The sequence below is a fragment of the Falsiroseomonas oryziterrae genome, from assembly GCF_021864505.1.
GTDB classification, from domain to species: Bacteria; Pseudomonadota; Alphaproteobacteria; order Acetobacterales; family Acetobacteraceae; genus Falsiroseomonas; species Falsiroseomonas oryziterrae.
The window spans coordinates 1-12,908 of sequence record NZ_JAKJIB010000086.1 but is presented as its reverse complement, the minus strand read 5'-3'; the positions used below and the strand labels follow the sequence as shown (position 1 = coordinate 12,908).

Below are 12,908 nucleotides of genomic sequence, written 5' to 3'. Positions count from 1 at the left end.
CTGCTGATCCGGCGCGGCCGGCCGCCGCGGCGCGGCGAGTGGTCGCTGCCGGGCGGCGCGCAGCGCCTCGGCGAGCCGGCCGAGGAGGCGGCGCGGCGCGAGTTGCGCGAGGAAGCCGGTATCGAGGTCGGGCCGCTCGAGCTCCTCGCCGTGGTGGATGCGATCACGCCCGGGGAGGTCGGCCGCGGCCCGCGCTTCCACTACACCATCATCGACTACGTTGCGCGCTGGACGTCGGGCGAGCCGCACCCCGGCGGCGACGTGACCGAGGCGGCCTGGGCCGACTCCGCCGCCCTCGCGCCGTACGGTCTCTGGCCCGAGGCGATGCGCGTGATCGCGCTGGCGCGGCGCAGGCTCGGCCTCGAGGCCTGAAGGCCCGGGGCAGGCGCCTACTCCGCCGCGGCCTCCCAGGCGGCGCGCTTGCGGTAGAGCGTCGAGGGGCTGATGCCGAGATGCGCGGCGGCCTTCGGGATGTTGCCGTCGCAGAGCTCGACCGCGCGCTCGATCGCCTCGCGCTCGATCTCGGCGAGCGGCCGGATCAGCCGCGCGGCTTCGGAGGCAGAAACCGGGCTCGCGCTACGCTGCGGTGGCGGCAGCGACGGCGGCGCCACAGGCGGTGCGGGCGGCGGCTCGCGCAGCGGCAGCATGGCGGCCTCCACCAGTTCGCCGTCGTGCAGCACAACGGCGGTGCGGACCACGTTCTCGAGCTCGCGCACATTGCCCGGCCAGCGATGCGCCAGCAGCGCGCGGCGGGCGTCGTCGGAGAAGCCGCGGAACCGCTTGCCCTCCTCGGCCGCCGTGCGGGCCAGCATCGCCTCGGCGATCGCGATCACGTCCTCGCCGCGCTCGCGCAGCGGCGGCAGCCGCAGCGGAACGACATGCAGACGGTAGTAGAGATCCTCGCGGAAGCGGCCGGCCTTCACCTCCTCCAGCGGGTCGCGGTTGGTCGCGCAGACGAAGCGCACATCGGTCCGGCGCAGCTGGGTGGAGCCGACCGGCTGGAAGGTGCCGGACTGGATGAAGCGCAGCAGCTTGCCCTGCAGCGAGAGATCCATCTCGCAGAGCTCGTCGAGGAACAGCGTGCCGCCATCGGCGGCCTGCGCCGCGCCGATCCGGTCCGCGACCGCGCCGGTGAAGGCGCCGCGCACATGGCCGAACACCTCGCTCTCGATCAGGTCGCGCGGGATGGCGGCGCAGTTGATCGCGACGAAGGGCCCGCTGTGGCGCGGCGAGAGGCGGTGCACCGCCTCGGCCGCGAGTTCCTTGCCGGTGCCGCTCTCGCCGGTGATGAAGACGGTGGCCTTCGACTGCGCCGCCGTCTCCAGCACACGGTAGACCGCCTGCATCGCCGGTGCGGCGCCGACGAAGCCCTGGAAGGCGGTGCGCGGCCGACCGGCCGTCAGGTCGCGTACCTCGCGCTTCAGCGCCGCGCGCTCGAGCGCGTTGGACAGCGTGACGGCCAGGCGCTCGGCCGCGAAGGGCTTCACCAGGAAGTCGGAGGCGCCGGCGCGCATCGCCTCCACCGCGGTGGCCACACTTCCATGCGCGGTCATCACCACGACCGCGACGTCCGGATGGCCGCGCTTCAACTCGCGCAGGACGGAGAGGCCGTCGCCGTCGGGCAGCCGGACATCGAGCAGCACGCCGTCGGGCGGCGCGGCGTCCGTCATGGCGCGCGCCTCCGCCGCGTTGCGCGCATGCTCGAAGTCGTAGCCGGCGGCGCGCAGATACTCGCCATAGACGGCGGCGAGGGAGGCGGTGTCCTCGACCAGCAGGACGCGCGCGCGGTGGTCGGCCGCCGCGCTCGCGCCCGTGCCGCTCACGCCCAGAGCCGCTCGCTCTGCAGGTTGGTGTAGAGACCCGCCACGAACTCACCATAGCCGTTGAAGAGCCGCGTTGGCACGCGCTCGTTCGTGCCGATCAGGCGTTCGGTCGCCTGGCTCCAGCGCGGATGGGCGACCTCGGGGTTCACATTGGCCCAGAAGCCGTATTCGTTGCCCTGCAACGTCTCCCAGAAGCTCTTCGGACGCTGGTCTGTGAGCGTGATGCGCGTGACCGACTTGCCGGACTTGAAGCCGTATTTCCACGGGAAGACCACGCGGAATGGCCCGCCATTCTGCGGCGGCAGCGGGCGCCCGAAGAGGCCGACCGGCATGAAGGTCAACTCGTTCGCCGCCTCCTCGATCGTGCAGCCCTCGATATGCGGCCAGGGATACCAGGATTGCCGCAGTCCGCTCATGCTCTCGCGGTGCTGGGCCGTCTCGAAGCGCACATACTTCGCGGAGCCGAGCGGGCGGACGATCTCGAGCAGCTTGGAGAGCTGGAAGCCGGTCCAGGGGACCGTCATCGCCCAGGCCTCCACGCAGCGCAGGCGGTAGACGCGTTCCTCGATGCCGATGCGGCGGATCAGGTCGTCGACGCCGAATTCGCCGGGCTGCTCGACCATGCCGTCCACGCGCACCGTCCATGGGCGCATCGGCATGCGCAGAGCCTGCGGCCAGATGCCCTTGTCGGTGCCGAATTCGTAGAAGTTGTTGAAGGTGATGGGCTCGCGCTCGGGGCTCATGGCGCGGCCCGGCTGGTAGCGGGCATTGCGCATCGCTGGCGGCAGGTCGGGCAGGTCGGCCGGGTTCCGCGCCCAGGGATCGGTGGCGCCCTGGTCGCGGCGGAACAGCCATTGCGCCTGGGCCTGGGTGGAGAGCATCGCCCCCGCCCCGGCCGCCGCCATCAGGGCGCGGCGGTTCGTGACGAGGTGTTCAGGCGTGGCGTCCCGCTCCGGGATCTCCCAGCCGCGCCGGCGGAGGATGCGCATGTCGGTCTCCTGGGCTTTCTGCCGATGAAGGTTCGCTCGCACCCCCGCCGCGTCAAGGAAGCGGCCGCGGCAGGATTGCCGCGGGCGGCAGGTCCGGCCGGGTCTCCACCCGGAAGGTCCGGTACCGCTCCGCCTCGACGCCTCGACGGGCGCGGATGAGCGCCCCCTCGGGGCGGCGGGCCGGCTCGGCTCCGGGCCAGTCGGGGGCGCTGTCCCGTCTTTCGCTCTGGACCAGCAGGCCGGTTACGCCCGCCTGCGGCCTCGGCAGGTCGAACAGCGCCCAGCGGTCGTGCAGCGCGACCACGGGAACGCCCGGCGGCAGGCGCAGGGCAAGCTGGGAGGCGAGGCCGTATTCCTCCGCCGCGACGAAGCTCGCACCCAGCCGACGGCGTTCGGCCTCGACCGCCTCGGCGAAGGCGTCCCAGCCGCCGAGGCGCGCGAGTGTCGGGTCCTGCCGGCGGGGGAGCGGGACCGGCGCCAGCGCGGCCTGCGCGAAGCCGCCGAGGGCGAGGACCGCGCCGAGCCCGAGCGCGGGCCAGCGCCAACCGCGGAGGCGCGCGGGAAGATAGGCCGCCGCGGCGATGCAGGCCGCCGGATACAGCACGATCGGCCAGTTGCCCTGCACACGGCTGCCGGTGGCCTGCCAGAGGAACACCGCCACCCCCGGCAGCACGAAGGCGGCGAGAATGGCACCGGCCGCATCCCCTCGGCGCGCCCAGGCGGCGACCGCGCCCGCGACCCCGGCCACGCACAACACGAAGACGATGGGTGTCGCGAGACCGACCTGGCTCGCGAACAACTCGCCCAGGAAGCGCAGCGTGATGCCCGGCGAGTCCACGCCGGCCCGTCCCCCCTGCTTGGCGAAGGACGCCCAGTCATGCGCGGCGTTCCAGGCGAGCACCGGCGCGAAGACCAGCAGCGCGAGCGCGCCGCCTGCATAAAGCCGCCAGTCGCGCCACCAGCGCCACGCCGCCCGGCTGCCGATGAGCCAGCCCAGCACGCCGAGGCCGAGCAGCACGGCGGTGTACTTGGAGGCCAGCGCCAGCCCGGCGAAGAAGCCGAAGGCGAGCCACCAGCGCCCGTCGCCCGTCGCGTGCAGCCGCGCGATCGTCCAGAGCGCGCAAATCCAGAAGAAGACCAGCGGCGTGTCCGGCGTCGCCAGGATGCCGCCGACGCCGATCATCAGCGTCGCGTTGAGCAGCGCGGCCGCCCAGGCGCCCGGACGCTCGCGCGGGAACAGCGCATCCGCGGCGCGCGCCAGCAGGATGCTCGCCAGCGCGAGCGAGAGCGGGCCCATGAGCCGGATGCCGATCGGCGTCTCGCCGGCAAGCAGCGTGCCCGCGCGGATGAACAGCGCCACCATCGGCGGATGGTCGAGGTAGCCGCCCTGCAGCGTGCGCGACCAGACCCAGTAATAGGCCTCGTCGGGCGCGAGCGGGACCACGGCGGCGACGACGAGGCGCAGCGCCGTGACCGCGGCCAGCGCTGCGAGCCAGGGGTTCATGGGCGGGCTATAGCCCACCCCCGGCCGGAGGTCAGCGCGTGCGCCAGACGAGGGTCGAGGAGACGGCGTAGTTCCAGACCACGGTGAGCAGCGCGCCAGCTGCCCCGGCCAGGCCCCAGGCGACGATGCCGTCGCGCACCAGCAGCGCCGCGACGCCCACATTGGCCGCCGCGCCCAGTCCGCAGACGACGTAGAACAGCAGCAGGCCGCGCCACAGCGCCGGCCCGCGCAGCTTGGCGTCGCGGTAGGTGATGCGGTTGTTGAGCACGAAATTCGCCGTCATGGCGACGAGGGTCGCTGCCCATTGCGCAAGGTCGAAGCGCATGTCGAGCAACCCGACCAGCAGGGCGAGCGCCAGCATGTGCACCAGCACGCCGATCGCGCCGACGGCGGCGAAGGCGACGAAGCGCAGCGGCACGATGCCGCCCGTCGCCTTGTCCAGCAGCAGCCCGCCGAATTCGAGCAGCACCTTGGTGTCGAGCTTGGAATCGCCGTGCTCGCGCGCGCGGAAGCTGTAGGGCACCTCCGCCACCTTCAGCCCGCGCGGCGCGGTCAGCAGGATGTCGAGCAGGATCTTGAAGCCCCGCCCCGTCAGCCGCGGCGCGACCGCCTCGACCAGGTCGCGCTTCAGCAGGAAGAAGCCGCTCATCGGATCGGCGACCGGGACCGGCAGGAGCTTCTGCGCCAGGCGCGTGCCGGCATCCGACAGCGCGCCGCGCGCCGCGGAGAAGCCGCCGGCGGCGGCGCCGCCCTCGACATGGCGCGAGCCGATGGCGACATCGGCGCCTTCCTCCACCGCACGCAGCATGGCGGGCAGGATGGTCTCGTCATGCTGCAGGTCGCCATCCATCACGGCGACATAGGGCGCCGAGACCGACAGCATGCCCTCGATGCTGGCGGAGGCGAGGCCGCGGCGGCCGACGCGGCGGATGCAGCGGATGCGCGGGTCGCGCGCGGCGATCTCGCGCACCGCGGCCGTGGTGCCGTCCGGGCTGTCGTCGTCGACGAAGACGGCTTCCCAGGCGATGCCGGCCAGCGCCGCATCCAGCTTGGCGACGAGGGGCGCGACATTGTCGCGCTCCCGGAAGACCGGGACGATGACGGCGAGCCGGGCCGGGGCGCGGATGGCGGAACGATCGGTCACGCTTTGCGCTTACCGCGCCCGTGCCGCGATGGAAATGCACGCATGAATGAGCCCGCTGGGACTCGAACCCAGGACCCCATGATTAAAAGTCACGTGCTCTACCGACTGAGCTACGGGCTCACGCGTCGCCCGGCACGCAACGCACCGGGCGGGGCGCGGTCTTAGGCGTCGGCGGCCGGGGTGCTGTCAACCCCGGCTGCGGGGGCCGGCGCGCCGCCGAGGCGCATGGACTTCACCCGGTCGGGCTCGCGCACCATGCCGTTCGGACCGGCACCGCGCTTGATCTTGTCCACGAGGTCCATGCCACCGACCACGCGACCCCAGATCGTGTACTGGCCGTCGAGGCTCGGGGCCGGGGCGAACATGATGAAGAACTGGCTGTTCGCGCTGTTCGGGTTGTTGGTGCGCGCCATGCCGCAGGTGCCGCGCACGAAGCGGGCCTTGGCCGGCGGGCTGAACTCGGCCGGGAGGTCCGGCAGGTCAGAGCCGCCCGTCCCGGTCCCGGTCGGGTCACCGCCCTGGGCCATGAAGCCCTCGATCACGCGGTGGAAGGGCGTGCCGTCGTAGAAGCCGCGCGCGGCCAGGGTCCGGATGCGCTCGACATGCTGGGGCGCGAGGTCGGGCAGCAACTCGATCGTGATCGTGCCGTCCTTCATCTCGAGCAGCAGGGTGTTCTCGGGCGCCAGGGCCTGGCTCATCGGTGCGCTCCTCGCGGTCGGGCGGTGGATGTCACATGGGGTGCGGCAGGGCGCAAGGCCGGCTCAGCCGGCCATCCGCGCACGGATGAGACGGTCGGGGTCCACGACCATCCCGTTGCGCCCCGGGTCGCCCCGCTTGATGCGGTCCACCGCCTCCATGCCCGACACGACGCGTCCCCATATCGTGTACTGCGCATCGAGGCTCGGCGCCGGGGCGAACATGATGAAGAACTGGCTGTTCGCGCTGTTCGGGTTCTGCGCGCGCGCCATGCCGCAGGTGCCGCGCAGGAATCGCGCGCGGGATGCCGGCACGAACTCGGCCGGAAGGTCGGGCAGGTCGGAGCCGCCGGTGCCGCGGCCGGTAGGGTCGCCGCCCTGGGCCATGAAGCCCTCGATCACGCGGTGGAAGGGCGTGCCGTCGTAGAAGCCGCGGCGGACCAGGGTGCGGATCCGCTCGACATGGCGTGGCGCGATGTCCGGCAGAAGCTGGATCGTCACCGTCCCGTGGCGAAGCTCCATCAGAAGCGTGTTCTCGGGATCGGTCGCCTGGGCGCGGGCGGCGACCGCCGGCAGCGCGAGGGCGGAGCCGAGAATCGTACGGCGAAGCAGTGTCATCCGGCGGCGTCCTTTCGGCTCTGCACGCGGGCCAGCGTGCGTTCATGGGTCAAGGGCGGCACGAAGCTCGAGATGTCCCCTCCGAGCATCGCGATCTCCTTCACGAAGCGCGAGGAGATGAACTGGTTCGTCTCGCTCGCCATCAGGAAGACCGTTTCGATCTCCGGATCGAGCCGGTGATTCATGCCGGTCATCTGGAACTCGTAGTCGAAATCGGTCACGGCGCGCAGTCCGCGGATGATCATGCTTGCCCCGACCTCCCGCGCGAAGCCGACGAGCAGGCCGGTGAAAGGCTGCACCACGATGTCGCAACCGGTGCGGGCCGCGATCTTGTCGGTCTCGGCGCGCACCAGTTCGGCGCGTTCCTCGAGCGGGAAAAGCGGTCCCTTGCCCGCATTGATCGCGACGCCGACGACGAGGCGGTCCACCAGCCGCGCGGCGCGGCCGATGACGTCCAGATGGCCGTTCGTCACCGGATCGAAGGTGCCGGGATAGAGGCCGATGCGGAGTTCAGCCATCGGTCGCCTCCGGAGGCGGCGCCGCCACCTCGGCCGTCGGCTCATCCTCTTCCATCACCGGGAAGCAGGAGGTCACGCGCTCCCCGTCGTCGAGGCGCAGCAGCGTCACGCCCTGTGCCGCGCGTCCGGTGACCCGGACCTGGTTGGTCGGCAGCCGGATCAGGCGGCCCGCATCGGTCACGAGCATCACGTCATCGCCGTGGCGCACCGCGAAGGTCGCGACCACCTCACGGCCCGTCCGCGGGCTGAGCGTGATGGCGGTGATGCCCTGCCCGCCGCGGCCCGAGACGCGATACTCGTAGGCCGAACTGCGCTTGCCGAAGCCGCGATCGGTGACGGTCAGCAGCACCTCCTCCGCCTCCTCCATCGCGTCCAGCTTGTCCTGCGCCACCGCGACGGCCTCCACCGCCTCGCCGACCTCCTCCACCGCGGTACCGCTGCTGCCGTTCGGCTCGGCGACCTCCTCCCCGGCGGCCCGGCGCTTCTGCGCGGCAAAGCGGAGATAGGTCAGCCGCTCGCCCGGGCTCGCCTCGACATGCTTCAGCACGGCGAGCGAGATCACCTTGTCGTCGCCCAGCAGCCGGATGCCGCGCACGCCGTCGGAGGCACGGCCCGCGAACACGCGCAGCGTCTCCTCCTCCGCCTGGAAGCGGATGCAGCGCCCGTTGCGGGTCGAGAGCATGACGTCGTCGCCCTCGCGGCAGGTCGAGACGCCGATCAGGCTGTCGCCCTCCTCGAGCTTCATGGCGATCAGGCCGACCGCGCGGACGTTGCGGAAGTCCGAAAGCTTGTTGCGCCGGACATTGCCGCAGGCGGTGGCGAAGACGAGGTGCAGATTCTCCCACAGCGCCTCGTCCTGCGGCAGCGGCAGGACGGCGGTGACCGTCTCGTCCTGCTGCAACTGCAGCACCTGGCGGAGCGACCGGCCGCGTCCCGTGGCGCCGCCTTCCGGCAGCTGCCAGACCTTCTCGCGGAAGGCCATGCCCCGGCTGGTGAAGAACAGCACCCATTGGTGGGTATGCGCGACGAAGCTACGGACGACGATATCGTCCTCGCGCCGCCCTGCCCCGGTGCGGCCGCGGCCGCCGCGGTTCTGCGCGCGGAACACGTCGAGCGCGGTGCGCTTGACGTAGCCGTCGCGGGTCATGGTCACGACCATGGTGCCCGGCTCGATCAGGCTCTCGTCGTCCTGGTCGGCGACGCCGTCCACGATCTCCGTCATCCGCGGCGTCGCGATCTGCGCGCGGACCGCCAGCAGCTCCTCGCGCATCACCTCGAGCCGCCGCGGGCGGGAGCCGAGGATCTCGAGCAGCTCGCGGATCGTGGCGCCGACCTCCGACAGCTCGGCGTTGATCTTCTCGCGCTCGAGGCCCGTCAGGCGCTGCAGGCGGAGCTCCAGGATGCCCTTGGCCTGCTCCTCCGTCAGCCGGACGGTGCCGGCCTCGGTCAGCACGTTGCGGTGGTCGTCCACCAGCGCGAGCAGCGGGCCGATATCGGCCGCCGGCCAGTCGCGCGCCATCAGCCCTGCCTTGGCGGCGTTGGCGTCCGGCGCCGCGCGGATCAGCGCGATCACCTCGTCGATGTTGGCGACCGCGACGGCGAGCCCGATCAGGTTGTGGCCGCGATCGCGCGCCTTCTCCAGCCGGTGGCGGCTGCGGCGGGTGATCACCTCCTCGCGGAACTTGATGAAGGCGAGCAGCGCGTCGCGCAGGCCCATGGTGCGCGGCCGGCCCTCGTCGAGCGCGACGAAGTTCACGCCGAAGGAGGTCTGCAACTGCGTGAAGCGGTAGAGCTGGTTCAGCACGACCTCGGGTGTCGCGTCCTTCTTCAGCTCGATGACGATGCGCAAGCCGTCGCGGTCGCTCTCGTCGCGCAGGTCGGAGATGCCCTCCACCGTCTTGGCGCGCACCAGCTCGGCGATCTTCTCGATCAGCGTCGCCTTGTTCACCTGGTAGGGGATCTCGGAGACGACGATCATCGAACGCCCGCCGCGCATCTCCTCGATCGCCGCGCGGGCACGGATCGGGATGGAGCCGCGTCCGGTCTCGAAGGCGCTGCGGATGCCGGCCCGGCCGAGGATCAGGCCGCCGGTCGGGAAATCCGGGCCGGGGATGATCTGCATGAGCTCCGGCAGGCTCGTCGCCGGCTCCTCGATCAGCCTGAGGGTGGCGTCGATCACCTCGCCCGGGTTGTGGGTCGGGATGTTGGTCGCCATGCCGACCGCGATGCCGCCCGCGCCGTTGACCAGCAGGTTCGGATAGGCCGCCGGCAGGACGCGCGGCTCCTCGGCCGACTCGTCGTAGTTCGGGACGAAGTCGACCGTGTCCTCCTCGATCCCCGCCAGCAGCGCGGCGGCGGAGCGGGCGAGGCGCACCTCGGTGTAGCGCATCGCCGCCGGCGCATCGCCGTCCATCGAGCCGAAATTGCCCTGCCCGTCGATCAGCGGCACGCGCATCGAGAAGGGCTGCGCCATGCGCACCATCGCGTCGTAGATCGCGCTGTCGCCATGCGGGTGGTACTTGCCCATCACGTCGCCGACGACGCGCGCCGACTTGCGGTGCGGCTTGTCGGCCGTGTTTCCCGCCTCGTGCATCGCGTAGAGGATGCGCCGGTGGACCGGCTTCAGCCCGTCGCGCGCATCCGGCAGCGCGCGGCTGACGATGACGCTCATCGCATAGTCGAGATAGGAGCGCCGCATCTCCTCCTCGAGCCCGACGGGCGCGATGTCGGAGGCGTTGGGATCCTCAGGCGTGGTGTCGCTCAAGTGGTCGTCCTCAGGGCGACCCCGGGATTCGCCGGGGTCCGCGATGCGCGATGGTCAGTCGGGGCGGGGGCCAGGAGAGGGTCCGGAGAAGCTGTCAGGTCAGGTGCCGGCCGTGTCAGGCCAGCGGCCTGCGGGCGGTCGGGCATCGGGCGCGGCTGGGCGCCGCGGACAGCCCGCGGCCCGGCACGGAGTCGATCATCGGAACCCCTCTTTCCGCGCCAGATATAGGCCGAACCGAGGCCATCAACAAACCGGAACGGACGGCCCGAGAGCCGCCACGGGGCGCCCCCATGACGGCTCCCCGGGAGCGTCCGGGGCCGCACCGCCGGCCGTGCCCCGGATCCGATGCCGCCCCGGCCCGGGGACGGCGGCCGCGCCCCAGGCGCGGCCGGCCGTCCGGAAGCGCCTCAGGCGCTCTCGTAGAGGCGGGTGAGCGAGAACTCGCGATGGCCGAGGAGCTCGGCGGCGGTGAGCTCGCCATCGGCGGTGCGCAGCATGCAGTCGAGCAGCGCCTCGCCGGCATCGTCCATGTTCATCCGCTTCTGGAGCAGCCCCGTCACGTCCACGTCGATGTGCTCGCTCATGGTGCGCATCGTCCGCGGGTTCGCGGTGATCTTGATCACCGGCAGGATCGGGTTGCCGATCACGTTGCCCTGCCCGGTCGGGAAGAAATGCACCGCGTAGCCCGAGGCCGCGCAGAGCGTGACCATCTCGGCCGCCGCACTCGAGCTGTCCATGAACCACAGCCCCGGGCCCGTCGGCGCCTCGGCCTTGTCCAGCACGCCATCGACCAGGCACTTCTTGCCGATCTTCTGGATGTTGCCGAGCGCCTTCTCCTCGATGGTGGTCAGCCCACCTTCGATGTTGCCCTTGGTGGGCTGGCTCTCGGACAGGTCGTTGGTCTTGTTCGCCTCGATCACGCGCTGGTAGCGGTCGAACATCGCCATGAACTGCGCGGCGATCTCCGGCGTGCGGCAGCGCTTCGCCACCAAATGCTCGCCACCGGTGATCTCGCTGGTCTCGCCGAAGACCAGCGTGTTGCCGTTCTCCCAGAGCTTGTCGAAGGCGTTGCCGACCGTCGGGCAAGAAGCGAGGCCGGAGGTCGTGTCGCTCTCGCCGCACTTGGTCGAGACCCAGAGTTCGGTCAGGTCGGCCCTGATCTTCTTCAGGCGCGAGGCGTGCTTGACCATCTTGTAGGCGGCGCGCGAGGCGCTCGCGATGGTGTTGATGTCGCCGTTCTGCTCGATGGCGAAGCCCTCGACCGGCTTGCCGGACTTCGCGATGCCTTCGACGACGCGGCCGGTCCAGCCCGGTTCGATGCCGATCACCACGACGCCGGCGACGTTCGGGTTGGTGCCGGTGCCGATCAGCGTGCGGAAATGCAGATCAAGGTCGGCGCCGAACTGCAGCCGCCCGTAGCTGTGCGGGATCGCCATCGCGCCCTTGATGTTGTTGGCGACGGCCTCGGCGGCGGCGTTCGAGAGGTCGTCCACCGGCAGGATGATGACGTGGTTGCGCACGCCCATCCGGCCGTTCTCGCGGCGCCATCCTTCGAAGGCGGCGCCCTTGAGGTTCATGCCCATGATGGCGGCTCCCTTACCAGCGCTTCGTCTTGACGTTGTGGACGTGGAGATGCTCGCCGGCGCCGATGTCCTTCACGGCGCGGCCGATGTCGACGCCGTACTTGATGATCGTGTCGCCGGACCTGATCGCCTTGATCGCCAGCTTGTGGCCGATCGGGATGTCCGACTTCGCGTCGAACTCGATCATGCGGTCCTGGTCCATGATCCAGCCGTTCAGGCGGGTCCCGGCCTTGAGGCCCTCCACCACCACCACGCCCACGCTGTCGCCCTCGTCGTGGACGACGAAATGGATCGTCATCTCGTTCCCTCCTTGCCCGCCCGGGGTGCCGGACCCCGGCTCCGTGCCCGGTGCAGGCTAGCCTTCGGAGTGGCCTGGATCAATCGGGTCATCTATATGATCCATATGACTTCGGAAGGATCGCTCTGGCGCTCCGTGCGCGACGCATTGGAAGCGAGCCTCGCGGCCGGCGACTATCCGCCCGGGACGCCCCTGCCCTCCGAGGCCAGGCTGGCGGAACGCTTCGGCGTGGCGATCGGCACGGTGCGTCGCGCGGTGGACGAGCTGGTCGCGGCGCGCGCGCTGGTCCGGCGGCAGGGCAAGGGCACCTTCGTGCCGGACCACGGGCCGGACCGTACCCTGTTCCACTTCTTCCACATCGTGCAGGAGGACGGGCCGCGCGAGCACCCGGCCACCTCGCTCGTCGAGTTCCGCCAGGCGCTGCCCTGCCCCGACCGGATCGCGCCGCGCCTCGGCCTCGCGCCGGGCGCCCCGATGCTGTTCGCGCGGAACCTTCAGCGCCTGCAGGGCGAGCCGGTGATGCTGGACGAGTTGTGGCTGCCGCAGGCGCTGTTTCCCGGGCTGGACGAGGCCGGCTTCGCGGGGCGCGATGGCACCGTCTACGGCCTCTACCAGCGCCGCTTCGGCCTCTCGGTCGTGCGCGCCGAGGAGCGATTGCGGGCCGTGTCGGCGCCCCCGGATGTCGGTGCGCTTCTCGGCCTCGAGGCCGGCGCGCCGGTGCTGCGGATCGAGCGCGTCGCCTATGCGATCGGCGAAAGGCCGGTCGAGCTGCGGCTGTCCTGGGTCGACACGCGCCGCCACGAATACGTCGCGAGCCGCGCCTGACGGCGCGACGACCGTGCCGGGCGTCGCGGCGGCGGCCGCGGCGATGGGAAGCGAGCGACGGTTCATGGTCGCAGTCTGCTGTCTTCGACGATCTCAACTTGCGCGTTGCGGCGAGCGTGCGACATGTGTCGCTGCGGTGCAACAGCG

General features: G+C 71.4%; 12 protein-coding genes and 1 tRNA gene. 2 read left to right on the top strand and 11 right to left on the bottom strand.

What is annotated here, in order from left to right; translation table 11 throughout:
* Positions 1 to 372 (top strand): NUDIX domain-containing protein (locus tag L2I40_RS09555; protein ID WP_237214671.1); only part of this gene is annotated, 372 nt, incomplete at its 5' end.
* A 17-nt stretch (positions 373 to 389) separates the two neighbouring features.
* Here the strand turns inward: L2I40_RS09555 and L2I40_RS09550 are convergent.
* The 11 genes from L2I40_RS09550 to L2I40_RS09500 all read right to left on the bottom strand — a co-directional run bounded on the left by L2I40_RS09550 (position 390) and on the right by L2I40_RS09500 (position 11,936).
* Positions 390 to 1,823, bottom strand: a complete 1,434-nt coding sequence (locus L2I40_RS09550; protein ID WP_237214670.1) for a sigma-54-dependent transcriptional regulator — start codon at positions 1,821 to 1,823, stop codon at positions 390 to 392.
* Complete coding sequence (gene msrP / locus L2I40_RS09545; RefSeq protein WP_237214669.1) at positions 1,820 to 2,812, bottom strand: protein-methionine-sulfoxide reductase catalytic subunit MsrP; 993 nt, start codon at positions 2,810 to 2,812, stop codon at positions 1,820 to 1,822. Before msrP ends, L2I40_RS09550 begins: the two co-directional genes overlap by 4 nt.
* A gap of 52 nt (positions 2,813 to 2,864) precedes the next feature.
* A complete protein-coding gene (locus L2I40_RS09540; RefSeq protein ID WP_237214668.1) occupies positions 2,865 to 4,316 on the bottom strand; it encodes an ArnT family glycosyltransferase in 1,452 nt (483 codons plus the stop codon).
* 31 nt (positions 4,317 to 4,347) lie between these two features.
* Positions 4,348 to 5,460, bottom strand: coding sequence for a glycosyltransferase family 2 protein (locus L2I40_RS09535; RefSeq protein WP_237214667.1), 1,113 nt, complete (start codon positions 5,458 to 5,460; stop codon positions 4,348 to 4,350).
* A 47-nt stretch (positions 5,461 to 5,507) separates the two neighbouring features.
* Positions 5,508 to 5,580: transfer RNA gene (locus tag L2I40_RS09530), tRNA-Lys, on the bottom strand.
* Positions 5,581 to 5,621: 41 nt separating this feature from the next.
* Positions 5,622 to 6,158 (bottom strand): peptidylprolyl isomerase, encoded by a 537-nt coding sequence (locus L2I40_RS09525; RefSeq protein ID WP_237214666.1) that lies wholly within the window; start codon positions 6,156 to 6,158, stop codon positions 5,622 to 5,624.
* Between the two features lie 63 nt (positions 6,159 to 6,221).
* Positions 6,222 to 6,677, bottom strand: coding sequence for a peptidylprolyl isomerase (locus L2I40_RS09520; RefSeq protein ID WP_456305738.1), 456 nt, complete (start codon positions 6,675 to 6,677; stop codon positions 6,222 to 6,224).
* Positions 6,678 to 6,769: 92 nt separating this feature from the next.
* Entirely contained in the window at positions 6,770 to 7,291 is a 522-nt protein-coding gene (gene coaD, locus L2I40_RS09515) for a pantetheine-phosphate adenylyltransferase (protein ID WP_237214664.1), read from the bottom strand.
* The gene (gene gyrA, locus L2I40_RS09510) at positions 7,284 to 10,055 is read right to left on the bottom strand and encodes a DNA gyrase subunit A (protein ID WP_372491038.1); all 2,772 of its coding nucleotides are present in this window, start codon (positions 10,053 to 10,055) and stop codon (positions 7,284 to 7,286) included. The genes coaD and gyrA overlap by 8 nt, the downstream gene beginning before the upstream one ends.
* A 407-nt stretch (positions 10,056 to 10,462) precedes the next feature.
* Positions 10,463 to 11,638, bottom strand: coding sequence for a UxaA family hydrolase (locus tag L2I40_RS09505; protein ID WP_272910953.1), 1,176 nt, complete (start codon positions 11,636 to 11,638; stop codon positions 10,463 to 10,465).
* A 13-nt stretch (positions 11,639 to 11,651) separates the two neighbouring features.
* Positions 11,652 to 11,936: a UxaA family hydrolase gene (locus L2I40_RS09500; protein WP_237214663.1), complete on the bottom strand. Its 285-nt coding sequence runs from the start codon at positions 11,934 to 11,936 to the stop codon at positions 11,652 to 11,654.
* A gap of 96 nt (positions 11,937 to 12,032) precedes the next feature.
* Between L2I40_RS09500 and L2I40_RS09495 the strand changes: the two genes are divergently transcribed.
* Positions 12,033 to 12,761: a GntR family transcriptional regulator gene (locus L2I40_RS09495; RefSeq protein ID WP_237214662.1), complete on the top strand. Its 729-nt coding sequence runs from the start codon at positions 12,033 to 12,035 to the stop codon at positions 12,759 to 12,761.
* The last annotated feature ends 147 nt before the right edge of the window (positions 12,762 to 12,908 follow it).

Bases quoted from the DNA above. Each gene is read 5' to 3' on its own strand.
- msrP (WP_237214669.1), bottom strand. From the start codon at position 2,812: ATGCGCATCCTCCGCCGGCGCGGCTGGGAGATCCCGGAGCGGGACGCC.
- L2I40_RS09540 (WP_237214668.1), bottom strand. From the start codon at position 4,316: ATGAACCCCTGGCTCGCAGCGCTGGCCGCGGTCACGGCGCTGCGCCTC.
- L2I40_RS09525 (WP_237214666.1), bottom strand. From the start codon at position 6,158: ATGAGCCAGGCCCTGGCGCCCGAGAACACCCTGCTGCTCGAGATGAAG.
- L2I40_RS09520 (WP_456305738.1), bottom strand. From the start codon at position 6,677: ATGGAGCTTCGCCACGGGACGGTGACGATCCAGCTTCTGCCGGACATC.
- coaD (WP_237214664.1), bottom strand. From the start codon at position 7,291: ATGGCTGAACTCCGCATCGGCCTCTATCCCGGCACCTTCGATCCGGTG.
- L2I40_RS09505 (WP_272910953.1), bottom strand. From the start codon at position 11,638: ATGGGCATGAACCTCAAGGGCGCCGCCTTCGAAGGATGGCGCCGCGAG.
- L2I40_RS09500 (WP_237214663.1), bottom strand. From the start codon at position 11,936: ATGACGATCCATTTCGTCGTCCACGACGAGGGCGACAGCGTGGGCGTG.
- L2I40_RS09495 (WP_237214662.1), top strand. From the start codon at position 12,033: ATGATCCATATGACTTCGGAAGGATCGCTCTGGCGCTCCGTGCGCGAC.